This is a genomic window from Vibrio sp. 10N.286.45.E10, assembly GCF_002874195.2.
GTDB classification, from domain to species: Bacteria; Pseudomonadota; Gammaproteobacteria; order Enterobacterales; family Vibrionaceae; genus Vibrio; species Vibrio crassostreae.
Genome location: NZ_MCWD02000002.1, coordinates 126,326 through 142,895 on the forward strand (window position 1 = coordinate 126,326; position 16,570 = coordinate 142,895).

Consider the following 16,570-nt stretch of genomic DNA (forward strand, 5'->3'; position numbering starts at 1 on the left):
GATAAAGGTTAAACTAAATTCTTAACCTTTGTAATTTCTCACTCGTGCAGCTTCCGCTTCGCGCTTATCTACTACGGTTTTACCGATTGGCGCCAACGAGATAACCGCTAACTTAAGATGCTGAATTGCAAATGGAATACCAATGATGGTAATGAAACATGCCACCGCTGACATGATGTGACCAATCGCCAACCAGATTCCCGCAAATAAGAACCAAATGATGTTACCAATCAGACCTAGTGGGCTGGTACCGATGTCAGTTTCATTGGTCAATTCATCACGTGAAATCGCTTCTTGACCAAATGGGAAGAATGAGAAGTTACCCATTACAAAACACGCTCTACCCCATGGAATACCAACGATGGTGAGGAATGCGAGCAGTCCGAAGAACCACCATGCCAATCCCATAAATACGCCACCAAACAGAAACCAAATGATGTTTCCTATTGTTCTCATGTTGTCTTCTCCAAATCTTTGAATGCTGTTTATTTCATATGCCGAATAAGGCAATACTTGTTCTAATAGGTTCATTATTGTTGAACCTTTATGAACCGCTTATGAATCGCCTACATTTTCTGTGATTGATACACACCACGAAACGCCAAATCCGCATAGGGATCATCGATTTTATTTGATACCATGCTCGTAGATTTTTAGTATCACAAAGCTAAACAGCTACAACAACTAATTTAAGGCCGAATTTATGAACAACACTGAGCAACCTAAAAAGAAAATGAAGAACTGGGTGCCAATCGTCTTCTTTGGACTTCTCAGCACAGTGCCTGTATTCATGTTTTTAGTCGACGTGTACATCAACCAATACATGTAATCAATTCAACTCTTCGTTAATCAAATCAGCTCTTCGTTAATAAAATCAAGAATGTCGATCAGATCATGATCAGGCAGATTCAGTAAGTTATCACCAACATACCATTCAATCTTACATTGGTTTGGCAACTCGCTGATTGCTGGGTTTCCTATCCAAATCTTGTATTTCTTCGCTATGTTGTCTCTCACAATAATACCGTCTTCATAGCTCACTGGTAAATAGAGGTGAAGCATGTTTACTTGGGGTTCCTGCGGGTTCACTTTGAACTGCGGGTAATCTTGTAAGATTTGATAAACCTGTTTGGTGCGTTCGTATAAAGCAGGCATCAGTTCTAATCGCTCATCAAACTGCATTGCTGCCGAAACCACGTAAGGCGTGCGATGATAAACATTTCCGCCCTGACGCTTCATCCATGCCGACGCTTTTGCTACGAAAGCCTTGTCACCTAATAAGAGTGAACCTCCAAGACCGTTTAACCCTTTGTACAGCGAAACATAAGCCGTATCGAACCCCTTAGCAATCTCGCTGTATGGCTTTTGATAATACGCGCCGCACTCCCACAAACGCGCACCATCCATATGCAGATGAATCGATTGTTCTTTGCAGTACTGCTTTATCGCTTCAAGCTCTTCCCACTCAGGCAGCTGACCACCAATCTCTCGCATCGGTAGTTCATACAATGCCGCGGCAATCTCATCAGGCCAAGCCTTTAAGTCGTCGACATTCCAAGTGCGAAATACGTTGCCGACCGGAAGCACGTTGAATCGATTTTGGAGCTGATACCCTTGGCGTTCATGACGCATGATATGACTCGACTCATGCATCGCCACGACTGGGTTTCTTTTCTCTTGGCACGCAATTTCTAATGCTGTGGGTTGGTTCATAGTGCCGGTAATCACAAACACGGCCGCTTCATAACCAAGCAGTTCTGCGACCTTGTTTTCAAAGCTCTCGATAAACTCGCCATCACCGTAGGTGTCGTGCGACACATCATGTGTTTCGCACCATTCAGCCATTTGTGCGAAGGTTTGGGCTGGTGTTGGATCGAAGTGACCAGAAAGCAGCAAATTACATTGTTGACGCAAGTCCGTGCTCATACCTTTTCCTTTATTCATTGTCGTTCTATGTAGGGTGATTGAATTATTTACGTTAGCCTTCAACGGTGACATAAAGTACACCTATTCGCTTTTATTATTAGCGAATAATTAGTTTTACTCAGTCACCGGCTGCGTGTGCCGGAAATACTCAAATTGACGGGTGTTTTATATAATTAAGTCCCTAAAAACACGCGCTTCTAACTAGATAAGTATGGGCTAATTCGTTGTTGTTCAACCATTCTTCTATTATTGTATATCTATAATTCCAATAAATATTATTCGTTAATGGACAAAGAGGGCTATATGTCGAAAAATCGAGTCTTGGTGCTATTCGCCCACCCTTCTCAGCATCGCTCTGAAGCTAACAAACCCTTATTTGAGCAAGCCAAACGTATTGAAGGCGTCACCTGTGTCGACCTTTATGCTGAATACCCAACCTTCAAGATCAATATCGATCGCGAACAGAAACGCCTGTTGGACCATGACATCATCATTTTTCAGTTCCCACTATATTGGTACTCAACACCCGCAATTCTTAAAGAATGGCAAGACCTCGTCCTAGAATACGGATTTGCTTACGGCACCGATGGCAACGAACTACAAGGCAAGAACTTGTTATGTAGCATTACTGCAGGTGGCAAAAAAGACGCCTACCAAACTGATGGTTACAACCATTTCACGATTCGAGAACTGCTTCACCCAATCGAACAAACCGCTTCTCTGTGTGGGATGAACTACCTCGCGCCCTTTGCGTTATTTGGTTCGCGTACCGCGTTGGAAGAGAACCGCATTCAAGAGCATGTCGATAGCTATAAAGTACTGTTAGAGGCGTTGGTTGCTGGCGAGATCAATATCAAAAAAGCCAGTAAGGCAGAAAAGCTAAACCACTACGTAGAAGAACTAATGGCAGAGGTTAAATAATGACGGGATATTTTCTACAAGCGTTTATCTACTTAGTAGCAGCAGTTATTGCCGTGCCTATTGCCAAAAGACTTGGCCTCGGCTCTGTACTTGGGTACCTCATTGCTGGTGTTGTGATTGGTCCAATTATTGGTCTCGTAGGTGAAGAGACCACAACTATCCAACACTTTGCCGAGTTCGGTGTGGTTATGATGCTGTTCTTAGTCGGTCTTGAGCTTGAACCTAAGATGCTTTGGGCAATGAGGAACCGACTTATGGGGCTAGGTGGCCTGCAAGTTGGTGGCACGACCGCAATTGTAATGGGTATCGCCCTTTTCTTCGGACAGCCTTGGACCATTGCGCTGACTATCGGTTTGATCTTCGCACTGTCATCTACCGCGATTGTTCTCCAAACCTTTAACGAAAAAGGGCTATCCAAAACAGAAGGCGGCAAGAACGCTTTCTCAGTCCTACTGTTCCAAGATATAGCCGTCATCCCTATGTTGGCGTTTATCCCTCTATTGGCGTTGCCAGAATTAATCGAAGCTGCACAAAGCGCAGTCGCTTCGGCTTCTGATCACCATGAAGAGTTGAGTCTTGTTGCTGGCCTACCCGGCTGGGCTTATGGCCTTGTGATCACTGCATCTATTGCGATTGTTGTGGTCGGCGGACACTTCTTGAGTCGTCCACTGTTCCGCTTTGTAGCAAGCTCAGGTCTGCGTGAAATCTTTACTGCAACCGCACTGATGTTGGTGATTGGTATTGCTGCATTAATGAGCCTAGTCGGCCTATCACCGGCTTTGGGCACTTTCCTTGCAGGTGTGGTATTAGCGAACAGTGAATTCCGCCACGAACTTGAGTCTAATATCGACCCGTTTAAGGGACTGTTACTTGGCTTGTTCTTTATTACCGTCGGTGCGGGCATCAACTTTGATGTTCTATTCAACGACTTTGGTTTGATCATTGGCCTCACCCTTGGCGTCATGCTTCTTAAAGCCTTAGTGCTATTTACGTTGGCATTGATCTTCAAAATCAAAAACAGTGACCGTTGGCTGTTTACATTGAGCTTGGCGCAAGCCGGTGAGTTTGGATTTGTACTATTGAGCTTCTCGGCTCAAAACCACGTGTTACCTGCTGGCATCGTCCAAACATTGTCTCTGGTTGTGGCACTTTCAATGTTCCTAACACCAGGGTTATTCATTCTATTTGATAAAGTGATTCTGCCTCGTTACGAACAAAAATCTAACGACCGCGAAGAAGATACTATTGAAGAGAAAGGCACCGTTATCATTGCGGGCATTGGTCGATTCGGTCAAATCGTTAACCGCTTGTTGGTGTCGAACGATGTCAATACGGTGGTTCTGGATCACCAAGCGAACCAAGTAGACTTACTGCGCTCTATCAATATCAAATCTTACTTTGGTGATGCGACTCGTCACGACTTGTTGCATACCGCCGGAATCGAAGAAGCGGCAATGCTAGTAGTAGCAATCGATAACCAAGACTCAAGCGTTGAGTTAGTGAAGTACGTTAAACACACCTACCCTAAAGTGAAAATCTTAGCCCGCGCATTCGACCGTGGTCATAGTTATCGCTTACGAGAAGCAGGTGCAGACTTTGTGGAATCAGAGACCTACCATTCTGCTCTTGAAATGGGCGCACAAGCCTTGCGCTCTTTGGGTCATCATCCATTCTTCGTCGAACAGCAAAAATCGACGTATCAACGCGTAGAGAGCCGTAAGTCTGAAAAGCTTTACCAAGCTTGGTCTGAGGCTGAAGAGAATCCACGCTACGACAACAACTAACGACAAATCTTCATTCACCTTGAAGATGCGATGAAAGAAGACATGAAGAAAGACCGTTCAGACAAACACTCTCGATCTGAACGTGGTTGGACACCACCACCAAAAGGTTATGCAGATGGCTTTGAGGAAGAAGAGTCTTAAGCAGAAGTCTAAGCTACAGCTCTAGATGACCATGCAATGCAACCATCAAAAGCGGCTATTTAAGCCGCTTTTTCTTTCATTTAACCCCTACAAAACGTCAAATGAACATAAGTATCAGGTGCTGAAACTCATAATCCGAGATATTTGTGTGATCTAGCTAAAATTTTTAATTTCTGACCACATAGCAAAAGTGGATTCAATTTTTACATTATTGAAACATTCCAACCCTGCATAAACCACACCATAAACATGGCTATATATGCACTCATTCCTGCCATTCAAACATCCACCCAAATCATAGCGACCACTCTCTAAGGCTTGAATTACATTGCATATATCTAAATCCGCCGCAAAAGCCCCAACAAACCCATTCATCAATCAAATAAATAACGCACGACATTCACAAATTCAAACCATAAAAATTAACATAAACATTTCAAAGTATGTCTATCGTTACAATTTGTAACGAATGGCGGTTGTCGGTATAGTCCTGCAATTCAAAAAGTGAGACCTTTGCGCTCACCTTAAAGGAGATATAATAATGATTACTAATGATGCTGTAATAATGGGCATGTTAGCTGTTATTCTTGGCGGTGTTTTTATCACGGAAAGTAGCCAAAATAGCGCACTGAAAAAATTCTACTCGTTCGTTCCGGGTCTATTGCTCTGTTACTTTGTTCCTTCTCTATTGAACAGTTTCGGCATCATCGACGCATCAAACTCAAAGCTGTACTTTGTTGCCAGTCGTTACCTATTACCGAGTGCACTCGTTCTTCTGATCATCTCAGCAGACCTTCGTAAAATATTTGGCCTTGGTTCTAAAGCCGTCATCATGTTCCTAACTGGTACTGTCGGCATTATCATTGGCGGGCCTTTAGCGATTCTAATTATCGACCAAGTTAACCCTGACCTCGTATCTGGCGATGTATGGCGTGGCCTTACAACTGTTGCTGGTTCTTGGATCGGCGGCGGTGCAAACCAAGCAGCAATGAAAGAAGTATTTGAAGTTGATGACCAACTCTTCTCAGCAATGATTACGGTAGACGTTATCTGTGCAAACATTTGGATGGCTGTGTTGCTTATCATGGCAGGTCGTCAGAAGAAGATTGATGCATGGCTAAAAGCTGACACATCATCTATCGAAGAGCTAAAAGAGACGGTTTCTAAATACCAAGAAGAGAACGCTCGTCCAACAACCACAACCGATCTCATGAAGATCACGGCAATTGCCTTCGGTTTAACCGGCCTAGCTCACTTATTCAGTGACATGATTGCACCGTGGATCTCAACCAACGCACCAGAACTTGCGAAATACAGCCTAACATCTGGCTTCTTCTGGTTGATCGTAATGGTAACAACGTTCGCGTTGATCGCTTCATGCTTCAAATCGACACGCAGACTTGAGCACAGCGGCGCATCTAAAGTTGGTTCAGCGTTCATCTACATCCTAGTTGCTACTATTGGTATGCAAATGGATGTGACTGCTATCTTAGACAACCCAGGTTACTTCTTCATTGGTATCACATGGCTAACTATCCATGCCATTCTAATGATTGTGATGGCGAAGCTTATCCGCGCACCACTGTTCTTCATGGCTGTCGGTAGCCAAGCTAACGTTGGCGGCGCAGCATCAGCTCCTATCGTAGCTGCAGCATTCCACCCAGCATTAGCTCCGGTAGGTATCCTAATGGCGGTACTTGGTTACGCTCTAGGCACATACGGCGCTTACATCTGTGGCCTTATCATGCAGGTTGCTGCTGGTTAATCGAAGCGCTTCAATGAAGTAACACAAAAGGCTGAACGATCATCGTTCAGCCTTTTTCATTTCTACTCTTCCACTCTTAGATTAATCAAACAAAGACGCCAGCTTATTTTCTACTACAGGACTGATATTAAAACTCAACATAAAATCCGGACGTGTCTTTTCATCTTTCTCAATATAATAGTTCGCTTCAATGCCGAACTTCCAAGGACGTCCATTCAACACCGTTGTTTTAGTGACACTTATATTTAGTGGAACTTCTGCCTGATCCTTATTCCAGTCATATGAGAATGTCGGCGCAGAGCCAATCGTCCAACCTCCTCCTAAGATCTCAACCCAAAAAACTTGTGTCGATGTCTTGTTGATTCGAGTATCAGAATGGTCAGCCCCGTCTCCAGAAACACCATACAAGTGATTTGGGAACACACCGACAACTCGTTCACCACTCGCCTTCCCGACCATAAACTCTGGCCCAACAGCAAATTGATCCGCCGTTAAGTCACTACTGCCCGTTGGCAAAGAAGCAAAGAGACCGAAAGCGACAATTGTACCGCCCTCCATTTTAGGCGCATAAGCTAAATCAAATGAGATGTCTGTAATGCCAGACTGATCCATATGCCGCGAGTTTGCTGGTGTATCCACATGGAAATCGTTCTGTACATAAGAGATAGCCGGGCGGAAGATCACTTTGTCACCATTATTCATGGGGAATGGCAATGTCGGCTGTAATACAGTCGCGAAAGTGTCTCCTCCACCATCGTAACCACCTAAATACTGGAGTTTTAAATTGAGGCTAGCGTAAGCTGTGTTTGGGTTTGCAAGTTCCTTTGCTGCCTGCTCTGCTGCTTGATCGTTTTCGGCTTTCGAAATATCGACATCAGCGCTAGCAAAATTCGGCGTTAATAATATTCCAGTTATTATCAGTGCAAGTGGTTTACAAGCCATGAGCCCTCTCTTCAATAGTAAAACAATAAGGTGAAACTGCTTATTGAGTATTTTAGAGATTACTGCGCAGCAAAATGGCCTTAAGTGACAGAGAGGTGAGTTGATCGTAAGTAGAATTTAGATACAAAAATGCCCCAAATTTCTTTGAGGCATTTAGATTTTGGAAATAACTCAGGGTTTCCCCTATTTGCTTATTCCCAATCTAGGATTACTTTACCAGACATACCAGAGCGCATCATGTCGAAGCCTTTTTGGAAGTCGTCTACTTTGTAGTGGTGAGTAATGATTGGTGTTAGATCTAGGCCAGACTGGATTAGTGAAGCCATCTTGTACCAAGTTTCGAACATCTCACGACCGTAGATACCTTTAATAACCAAGCCTTTAAAGATTACTTGGTTCCAGTCTACTGCCATGTCTGATGGTGGAATACCTAGTAGAGAGATCTTACCGCCGTGGTTCATGTTAGTCAGCATGCTGTTGAACGCAGATGGGTTACCAGACATTTCTAGGCCAACATCGAAGCCTTCAGTCATGCCTAGATCAGCCATTACATCTTCAAGCTTCTCTTCCATCACGTTTACTGCGCGAGTCACACCCATTTTCTTAGCAAGATCTAGGCGGTATTCGTTTACGTCAGTAATTACAACGTGACGAGCACCAACGTGCTTAGCAACAGCAGCAGCCATGATACCGATTGGGCCAGCACCCGTGATTAGCACGTCTTCGCCTACTAGGTCGAAAGAAAGCGCTGTGTGTACTGCGTTACCAAACGGGTCAAAGATTGATGCTAGATCATCAGAGATTTCTGCAGGGATCTTAAATGCGTTGAACGCAGGGATCACAAGGAACTCAGAGAACGCACCAGTGCGGTTTACACCAACACCTGTTGTGTTACGACAAAGGTGAGTACGGCCGCCACGACAGTTACGACAGTGACCACATGTGATGTGACCTTCGCCAGATACACGGTCGCCGATTTCAAAACCACGAACTTCTTGGCCGATGCCAACAACTTCACCCACGTATTCGTGACCTACTACCATAGGTACTGGAATTGTGTTTTGTGACCATTCATCCCAGTTGTAGATATGTACGTCAGTACCACAAATTGCAGTTTTCTTAATACGGATAAGAAGATCATTATGACCCATTTCAGGTTTTTCAACCTCGGTCATCCAGATGCCTTCTTCAGGCTTAAGCTTAGAAAGTGCTTTAATTTTCATAATGTTATCCAGTTCATCTCGCCTAACTGTAAGGCGAGAATCAAAAATCTATATGTTCTATTGGGTGTTGTTCTATCTAATCAAAGGACGCAAAAGGCATCCCTTTAAAATTAGATGATAGCCATGTCTTTACCAACTTGGATGAACGCATCGATTGCGCGATCCAGTTGCTCACGAGAGTGTGCAGCAGACATTTGCGTACGGATACGAGCTTGGCCTTTTGGTACTACTGGGAAAGAGAAACCTACAACGTAGATGCCTTTCTCTAGTGCGCGCTCTGCGAACTCAGCCGCTACTTTTGCATCACCCAGCATGATTGGGATGATTGCGTGGTCAGCACCACCCATAGTGAAACCAGCTTCTTCCATTCGAGTACGGAAGTGAGCAGAGTTTTCCCATAGTTGAGTACGTAGGTCGCCAGATTCCGCTAGAAGATCTAGAACGCGGATAGACGCAGATACTATTGCAGGTGCAACAGAGTTAGAGAATAGGTATGGACGAGAACGCTGACGTAGCCAGTCGATCACTTCTTTCTTACCAGAAGTGTAACCGCCTGAAGCGCCACCCATTGCTTTACCAAGAGTACCAGTGATGATATCGATACGATCTACAACGTTGTGGAACTCGTGAGTACCTGCGCCGTTTTCGCCCATGAAGCCCACTGCGTGAGAGTCATCAACCATTACTAGTACATCGTACTTGTCTGCAAGGTCACAGATAGCAGGAAGGTTAGCCACTACGCCGTCCATTGAGAACACACCGTCAGTTACGATTAGTGTGTGACGAGCGCCAGCTTCTTTAGCAGCAATAAGTTGCTGCTCTAGCTCTTCCATGTTGTTGTTCGAGTAACGGAAACGCATTGCTTTACACAGACGAACGCCATCGATGATAGATGCGTGGTTTAGTGCGTCAGAGATGATTGCGTCCTCTTTACCTAGAATTGTTTCAAACAAACCAGCGTTTGCATCAAAACAAGACGTGTAAAGGATAGTGTCTTCTTTACCTAGGAAAGTAGAAAGCTTTTGCTCTAGTTCTTTGTGAGAATCTTGAGTACCACAGATGAAACGCACTGAAGCCATACCAAAACCGTGCTGATCCATACCATCTTTAGCTGCTTCGATAAGAGCTGGGTGGTTAGCAAGACCTAAGTAGTTGTTTGCACAGAAGTTTAGTACTTCTTCACCAGTCGAGATAGAAACCGCTGCTTTTTGTGCAGAAGTAATAATGCGCTCAGACTTGTAAAGACCTTCTTCTTTAACTTCTTCGATTTGAGTTTGAATCTGTTGGTAAAATGCAGAAGACATTGTTCATTCCTTCCTAATTATTATTCAGCAGCATCACGCGCCGCTTTATGTAGGGATATAAACGATCTCAAAACGATCATTTACACTGTAAAACTTATGCCTATATTCTAGTTGAACATCCCCGTTTCGATTATCCCTTTAGTTGGAAAAACATTAATGAATCACAGGCACTAATAATGGTTCATCCCAGTGACACAGGGCACATAAACGTGTCTTACTTGTTCTTTTTAACGACAAATCACCCTCCATTCCGGTCTAATTTCGCTTTCATATCAAATATCAATTTTTCATCTCAGAACGATATAGTGATGAATTTAGGTTTCTCTCAGAATGTTCGACCGTTACGCCGCTATGCAAATGAGAGACAAACACATGAACCTATCAGACCACATCATACAAGAAGCCTTTGAAAACGACTGGCACACCTGCTTTTATCAGCCAAAAGTAGAATCGAGTGTAGAGAAAGTGACTGGGGTTGAAGCTCTGTTTCGCCTAGATATCCCAGAGGAAGGCATTTTTTCTCCAGGTGTGTTTATCGATCGTGCGTTTGCATTAGGTTATGAAGAAGAGATCTTCTTTAGCGTGCTTGTGCAATCTCTCACTGAAGTGAAGTCACTGTTTATTCACCTCAACTTGGCAGAATAGAGAGTGATTCACGAAGTCGTTTTAACTCTATAGGGAAATTTTCTTTATTCATCTGTTACTTACCTAGCTTTTTTATCAGTGTAGTTCACTCAATATCGTCCGTACAAGATCAGTGTTAAACACTTAAGAAAAAAGCCACTTCGTGAGGAAGTGGCTCTAAGCGAAAGCTGCTTTTTTCTAGGTTCTAGGTTCTAGGTTCAGCAATGTTGCCCTTGGCGATCAGACAATACTTTACCGTCTTTGATCGTCACTATGCGCTTAGTTCGTTCAGCCAGCGAATTATCGTGCGTCACGATAATCAATGTTCGGCCCTCAGCATGAAGCTGATTAAACAAAGCCTCTATCTCAGCGCCAGACTTGGAATCCAGAGCCCCTGTTGGCTCATCAGCTAATATAATCTGAGGATCATTAACCAAAGCTCTAGCAATAGCGACACGCTGTTTCTGACCACCAGACAGCTGATTCGGTTTATGGTCAAGTCGATCGCCCAACCCTACTTGTTCAAGTAATGCCGCCGCACGCTTACGACGCTCTTTGGCTTTGATCCCTGAGTACACGAGAGGCAGAGCAACATTGTCCAATGCAGATGCATACTCAAGCAAATTAAAACTCTGGAATACAAAACCAATTTTTTGATTCCGAATACCAGCAAGATCATTAGCACTCAACGCAGCAACATTTTTTCCATCTAGCTGATACTCCCCTTCCGTCGGCTTATCAAGGCAACCCAGCATATTCATCAGCGTTGATTTACCGGATCCTGACGGGCCTAAAATAGACAAAAACTCTCCCTTCTCAATCGAGAGATCGACACCGTCTAATGCACGTATTTCAGTATCACCGTTTGAGTAGTGTTTACCGATATTTGAGAGTTCAACTAAGAATTTGTTAGACATGGTCTCTCCGCTGTCTTTGATTTCATCATTCACTTTGTAGTGCCTCCATCGGAGTCACTTTCGCCGCACGATTAGCCGGAAGCCAAGCCGCAGCGACACCAATAACCACCAACGTCAAAACAACAATGGTGACAACCAACCATGAAAGCTCAGGCACAGGTTTACCAAGACGCTCATAAAACATGTTGCCTTCAAGCTCTAACGAGCGAATTACAGCAATCAGTGTATAAGTGATTACTAAGCCCAATAAACCGCCCATCATCATAGTCATCAATGACTGAACCAGATAATGCATGCGAATCATCCCTGGAGTAGCACCGACCGCCATTCTCACGCCAATATCTCGTGTGGATCGTTTCACCGTTGCATACATCACGTTAGCAATACCTATGCCCGCCACTGCCAAAGTGATAAAACCAATCACACCAAGGAACCCCTGCAGACCAACTAAGAATTGTTGCATCGTTTTTTGTTTGAGGAACATATCCTCAACCTGAACGACCTGCTCATCACTGACACTAGCACCATGTTTGCGCGCAATAACCTGACGAATCGTATCTGCAAGTTTGACTCTGTCGACACCATCATGAGGTTGAACGTTGATACCACTGATATCTCCGTTGATATTAAAGCGCTGCCATGTAGAGAAAGGAACAAAGCTCGAATAATTGATGCTATCTCCCTGTTCAACCTTGGCACTGTTTTTCTCTAGTACACCAATCACCGTAAACTCTTGGCTGCCAATTTTTACTGTTTTCCCGACGGGATTGACCTCTAATTTGACAGTAGCAAACCAGCTAAAGCTTTCATTAGGGTTAAACAAATCGGCCGCTAAAAGGTAACCCAGCACGATGACTTTGCGTTGTTGCGTTTGATCTAGAGGATTAAACCAACGCCCTCCTGGACGTGTCTTGAGATTCGTCACCGACTGAAATTCAGTCGTTACCGCTAACGCTTTTTTCCAAGACCCTCGCTCCCCAACAGTAAGTGATTCATCCCACACAGCTGTCGGCACCGCAACTTTGATGTTAGGCAGAGCCTCTACAACTTTCGTATCTTCTACTGTTAGAGTCAGCGGCTTGCCCTGATGAAAAGATCCATAATCAACCGTAGCCATCCCCCCTGATAGATAAATCAAATTACCATTGCCATTTTGTGCCGTTTTAAGCACGCCTTGTCTAATGCCTTCTCCCACCGATAGCATCGCTGAAATACACAAGGTTGCCCACGCAACAGCCAGAATTGTGAGTCCAAGTCGTAGCTTTTCTGAAGACATTTCCTGAAAGACTTGTCTCATCGGTAATAGCATGATTAAGCCCTCGCACTAAGTGCATCAACAGGAGTGAGACGAGACGCCCGTTTTGCAGGAAAGTAAGAGGCTAAGAACGCCAGAATCAGTGTCACCGTTAACGCCATTCCAATCGAGCTTAACGTGATAACCGGTGATCCAATCCATTCTGGCAACGCCATCGAGCCAAGCAAATAAACCGTACTAAAGGACGCCATTAATCCCACGATGGATCCTAAGGTAACTAAAATAAGCCCCTCAATAATAAACTGAGACATGATGGAACCCTGTGTTGCACCAATCGCCAGCCGAACGCCAATTTCTCGAGTTCTTTCCGTAACAGAGAGAAACATGATATTAGCCACACCCAAAGCGCCAACCGCCATAGTCATAGCGCCACTGGTCGTCAGGAATATTTGAATACCACGAAAGATACCGGTAATCACGTCCCCACCCTCGCTAAAGTCGGGCAGATAGACCGCATCTTTATCCGTAGGGTCAAAGTGCATCTGTTTAGCAAAAAAATTAATAATATTACGTCTAAACGATGCGGAATCCATGGCTTCTACAGGCTTTAATAGCAGTTGCCATGGCTTATCGTTCCAGAGATCAAGATAAGTAGTTTGAGGCACAAAAACTCGTCGACTCTCACCGAAAGAGATCCCTCCTTCATTATCGACCATCACACCAATTACGTAGAATGGAATGCCGTTGATCTTAATATGGTCGCCAATGTCGACTCCGCCCATTTGAGCAATTCGATCACCCAATACAGCCACCCGTGTGTGGTTTGCCATATCCGTCACCGAAATATTTCGTGAACCAGGCTGCAACTTATTTTGTGAGATAGGAAAATAAGAGGGAGCAACACCACTCACCATACTGCCAATATTATGCCCTTGAGTATTCGTCACGCTGGTATCCCATTTAAGGTAAACAGCAGACGCCTCTTTAACAAAACCAGCCTGCTGGATCAGCTCAATTTTATCTTGTTCAAGGTTTATTTCGCGCCTTGAGGGCAAGCCCTGCCAAGGTTTACTCGTACTAGAGGGAAACACAACCTGAGTGTCATTGACCAAAAATGAGAAAGACTTCGTTTGATAACGATAGAAGCCTTCCCCTAGCGCCATTAAAACAACAACAGACAGTACGCCCCATGAAATTGCAATAATAGCCAAGGCACTTTTCATCCGATGCGCCAACAACGTTTGCCAAGTCTGAAGAAAAAGATTAACCATGGTGTAACGCCTGAGATATGAGCGCCATCGCTTCATCATCTAATTTACCAGTTGTCTGTAGCAGGCCTATTCTCTGACGCCAATAATCATATAAGTTGGTCTGTAGAAGGAACCTTGAATCAAATAAGCTGTTATGTGCATTGATAACATCTGAGGCTTCTAGGAAACCCGCGTCGTATAACTTTTCTTTGCTACTCAACACCTCTGCGCGAGACGCTACAACATCATGCGCCATTAACACTCGTTCCCAGTTGAGCTTCACTTGAGTAAAGTTCTGATCAATTCGCTTCTTGATGTCTATTTCAACCTTTCGTAAATCCTGCTTAGCCGTCAACAAGTTAAGCGAAGTTTGGTCCACTTTGGCGCGTGTTGAACCATTTAAATCAATAGGAACACTAAGAGTTAAACCCGCGTTAAATTCACCGTTGTCCAACCGATCACTGTCGTTATAGCCCACTTGCCCTTTAACTGTTGGGTAATAACCTCCTTGGGCGGATTTTTTGTCTAGCTTGCGCGCTTCAACGCCTTTTATGGCAACCAGTAATTCAGGGCTATTATTTCTCGCTAACTCAAGCCACTGCTGCTGAGAAGCCACCAGCATAGGAGGCTCAACCAAATTCTCAGTACGAATTTGATCCACCGAATCAGGAGCTTGGTTTATCAGCGCTTCCAGCTCTGACTTTTTACTTTCTAACTCTGCCTTTGCTCGCAGAATATTGGCTTTGTCAGACAACTGATTAGCACGCATCTCTTCCACATCAATCGATTTCACTTTGCCTGCTAGATAGCGTTTTTCGAAGATTTTTAGCAGCTTGCTGCCTTCCTCTAACTTACTGTTAGTTAGCTGTAAGTTACCTTGGGCGCTGCCTATATCGAGATAAACCAGAAGTAACTTAGCCGCCAAATCATTATGTGCTTGAGCCAATTCCAGCTGGGATTTCAGATAATCTGATTGTGCTTTATCTAATTCAGACCAAAGACTACTGTCCCAAATAACCTGAGACAGCTCTGCACCATACCGATTTGAACTACTGCGGTCTTCGCTCCAGTCTGCTGAAGCGCTCGCGCTTAAAGCGGGTAATAAAGAGCTGCGACTTAAATCCACCGAACTCTCGCCGAGTTGAACACCAATTCGGGCTTTCTCGTAATCAGGATCCGTCTGTTTGGCTCGCTGCCATGCTTGTTCAATAGAAAGGGCATATGAAGGACAACTAAGTACAGCTGCTAATAGCAAGCTGCCTATACTCAACAGGGTCGATTTACGAGGTGACAGAGGTTTGTCTAATCGCTGTGAACAACTAAACAGCGCTGGCTTAACCATGTGCTGCCCCCATCATACTGTTGTCGATGACGGTTTCGTCTAACTCCACACCTTCGATGACTTCAACATTGATACCATCTGATAGGCCCAGTTTTACCGCTTGCTTGTGGAAGCCTTGTTCTGAGCTATCTGGGATTAATACGTTAGGGCTGTCGCCTTCAAATTGCAGTGCGCGCTCTGGTAGAGTGAGTACATTTTCTGATTTAACTAGAATTATCTGAGCAGATGATGAGAACCCTGAACGTAACCGGACGTCTTGAGGTATTTTGAGCTCGCCAACTTCGACTTCAAAACCGTTATCAAAACTTTTGCCCGAACTACTATCAGCTGTAGAGTTAAGACTTTCAGACTGAATCGCAATCTTAGTCAGTACCCCTTCTATTTCGATACTTGGATAAGGTGCAACGGTCAGCGTTACTGGCATCCCCGGAGTAAGTTGTGCGGCATCATGCTCACTAACACTGCCCTTAAAAATCAGGCTGTTCATATCGGCCAATGACATCATTTCTGTTGCCGCTTGACTCGATTCAGTAGAAATAATCGGTTCTCCTACCTCGACTTTTCGATTCAACACCGTACCGTCTATCGGAGCATAAATGGTAGAGGTGAGGCGAGAGTTACCAATTGTCGACTCCCCGCTTTGAATCAATTCGAGGTTCTGACGTTTTTGCATAACGTCAGCCTGTGCTGATTTCACATTGGAACGTGCAGTCACATATTCGTCGTAGTTCTTAGGAATGATTTCTTGTTCAACCAAACTCTGCAGATTAGCGAGTTGTTGTTTTGCTGACTCAATGTTCGCCTCACTTCGCATCAACTCTGTCGAGGCATCGGTCAACGCTTTCGGGGTAGGGTTAGGGCGAACCTTAATAAGCGGCTGACCTTGCGTTACGTACTCACCAACACCAGCATAGATTTCACCAACGATCCCGTCGATTTGAGATTTGATAGACACAGAGTGAGCGGGAACGATATACCCCACCGCAACCGCCTGCTTTTCGATCGTCCCCGTGGAGACCGTTAGGGTTGGAAAGGCTTCTGGAGGCGTTGAAGTTTGAAAATAGAAATACGCACCTCCACCTATCAGCGTGGCACATGCCACAGACACTAACCCACGTTTAGTCATAATTTATCCAGCTCATTATTTTATATTTGTGAGCCCTATGACTACCGTGG

The 16,570-nt window shown here is 44.4% G+C and carries 13 protein-coding genes and 2 pseudogenes; 5 read left to right on the forward strand and 10 right to left on the reverse strand.

The annotated features are described in order from the left end of the window. Nucleotides 1-21: 21 nt before the first annotated feature. Nucleotides 22-456 carry a YccF domain-containing protein gene (locus BCU34_RS13690; protein ID WP_017111843.1) on the reverse strand — a complete coding sequence of 145 codons (435 nt, stop codon included), beginning with the start codon at nucleotides 454-456 and terminating at the stop codon, nucleotides 22-24. Nucleotides 457-703: 247 nt separating this feature from the next. Here BCU34_RS13690 and BCU34_RS13695 point away from each other — a divergent pair, with 247 nt between their 5' ends. After that, entirely contained in the window at nucleotides 704-829 is a 126-nt protein-coding gene (locus BCU34_RS13695; RefSeq protein ID WP_017060906.1) for a hypothetical protein, read from the forward strand. A gap of 20 nt (nucleotides 830-849) precedes the next feature. On the opposite strand, the gene BCU34_RS13700 is transcribed toward BCU34_RS13695, so the two are convergent. Next, a complete protein-coding gene (locus BCU34_RS13700) occupies nucleotides 850-1,926 on the reverse strand; it encodes a threonine aldolase family protein (protein ID WP_102478878.1) in 1,077 nt (358 codons plus the stop codon). A gap of 303 nt (nucleotides 1,927-2,229) precedes the next feature. Here BCU34_RS13700 and BCU34_RS13705 point away from each other — a divergent pair, with 303 nt between their 5' ends. The 3 genes and pseudogenes from BCU34_RS13705 (at nucleotide 2,230) to BCU34_RS13715 (ending at nucleotide 6,537) form a co-directional block, all read left to right on the forward strand. Then, entirely contained in the window at nucleotides 2,230-2,847 is a 618-nt protein-coding gene (locus BCU34_RS13705; protein ID WP_048660394.1) for an NAD(P)H-dependent oxidoreductase, read from the forward strand. Continuing rightward, nucleotides 2,847-4,772: pseudogene (locus BCU34_RS13710) on the forward strand (monovalent cation:proton antiporter-2 (CPA2) family protein). The gene BCU34_RS13705 and the pseudogene BCU34_RS13710 overlap by 1 nt, the downstream one beginning before the upstream one ends. A 541-nt stretch (nucleotides 4,773-5,313) precedes the next feature. After that, entirely contained in the window at nucleotides 5,314-6,537 is a 1,224-nt protein-coding gene (locus tag BCU34_RS13715) for a DUF819 domain-containing protein (RefSeq protein ID WP_102478893.1), read from the forward strand. 81 nt (nucleotides 6,538-6,618) lie between these two features. Here the strand turns inward: BCU34_RS13715 and BCU34_RS13720 are convergent, their stop codons facing one another. From BCU34_RS13720 to BCU34_RS13730, 3 genes are all read right to left on the reverse strand, one after another. After that, a complete protein-coding gene (locus BCU34_RS13720; protein ID WP_102478894.1) occupies nucleotides 6,619-7,479 on the reverse strand; it encodes a hypothetical protein in 861 nt (286 codons plus the stop codon). 191 nt (nucleotides 7,480-7,670) lie between these two features. Further along, on the reverse strand, nucleotides 7,671-8,702 hold the full coding sequence (gene tdh / locus BCU34_RS13725) for an L-threonine 3-dehydrogenase (RefSeq protein WP_017058545.1): 1,032 nt from the start codon (nucleotides 8,700-8,702) through the stop codon (nucleotides 7,671-7,673). Nucleotides 8,703-8,812: 110 nt separating this feature from the next. Continuing rightward, nucleotides 8,813-10,006, reverse strand: a complete 1,194-nt coding sequence (locus BCU34_RS13730; protein WP_102478895.1) for a glycine C-acetyltransferase — start codon at nucleotides 10,004-10,006, stop codon at nucleotides 8,813-8,815. A gap of 351 nt (nucleotides 10,007-10,357) precedes the next feature. On the opposite strand from BCU34_RS13730, the pseudogene BCU34_RS13735 reads away from it, so the two are divergent. Further along, nucleotides 10,358-10,645 (forward strand): annotated as a pseudogene (locus BCU34_RS13735) (EAL domain-containing protein); the annotation flags it as partial. Between the two features lie 203 nt (nucleotides 10,646-10,848). Here BCU34_RS13735 and BCU34_RS13740 read toward each other — a convergent pair. The 5 genes from BCU34_RS13740 to BCU34_RS13760 are packed head-to-tail and all read right to left on the reverse strand — an operon-like array spanning nucleotide 10,849 to nucleotide 16,520. Continuing rightward, complete coding sequence (locus tag BCU34_RS13740; RefSeq protein ID WP_102478898.1) at nucleotides 10,849-11,547, reverse strand: ABC transporter ATP-binding protein; 699 nt, start codon at nucleotides 11,545-11,547, stop codon at nucleotides 10,849-10,851. 25 nt (nucleotides 11,548-11,572) lie between these two features. Further along, on the reverse strand, nucleotides 11,573-12,856 hold the full coding sequence (locus tag BCU34_RS13745) for an ABC transporter permease (RefSeq protein ID WP_055319412.1): 1,284 nt from the start codon (nucleotides 12,854-12,856) through the stop codon (nucleotides 11,573-11,575). 2 nt (nucleotides 12,857-12,858) lie between these two features. Beyond that, a complete protein-coding gene (locus tag BCU34_RS13750) occupies nucleotides 12,859-14,073 on the reverse strand; it encodes an ABC transporter permease (protein ID WP_055319411.1) in 1,215 nt (404 codons plus the stop codon). After that, nucleotides 14,066-15,394, reverse strand: coding sequence for a TolC family protein (locus tag BCU34_RS13755; protein ID WP_102478896.1), 1,329 nt, complete (start codon nucleotides 15,392-15,394; stop codon nucleotides 14,066-14,068). The genes BCU34_RS13750 and BCU34_RS13755 overlap by 8 nt, the downstream gene beginning before the upstream one ends. Beyond that, on the reverse strand, nucleotides 15,387-16,520 hold the full coding sequence (locus BCU34_RS13760) for an efflux RND transporter periplasmic adaptor subunit (protein ID WP_055319410.1): 1,134 nt from the start codon (nucleotides 16,518-16,520) through the stop codon (nucleotides 15,387-15,389). The genes BCU34_RS13755 and BCU34_RS13760 overlap by 8 nt, the downstream gene beginning before the upstream one ends. Nucleotides 16,521-16,570: the final 50 nt, after the last annotated feature.